1 pseudogene is annotated in these 257 nt (G+C 58.0%); it reads right to left on the bottom strand.

The features are described from left to right. Positions 1–257, bottom strand: a pseudogene (locus AAEZ05_RS29260) (long-chain-acyl-CoA synthetase); the annotation flags it as partial.

Below are 257 nucleotides of genomic sequence, written 5' to 3' on the forward strand. Positions count from 1 at the left end.
GTGTAACCGTCGAAGGGCGACTTTTCATCAATGCGCGCCAGTAACAGGCCCTGCCCGCCGGTGGGCACCTTGACCATCAACCCATTGCTGCCGCGCAGGGGTTCGCCAGTGTCATGGGCGTAATCCACCAGCGCCCAATGCTGCAGGCAAAAGCCGATGGTATTGTCAAAGTTCAGCACGTTGGTAAAACCGATATTGCCGTCGCTGGCGGCATACAGCTCGCAGATATGCGCCACACCATAGCGCTGCTTGAACTG

The sequence above is a fragment of the Pseudomonas sp. HY13-MNA-CIBAN-0226 genome, assembly GCF_040310305.1.
GTDB classification, from domain to species: Bacteria; Pseudomonadota; Gammaproteobacteria; order Pseudomonadales; family Pseudomonadaceae; genus Aquipseudomonas; species Aquipseudomonas gregormendelii.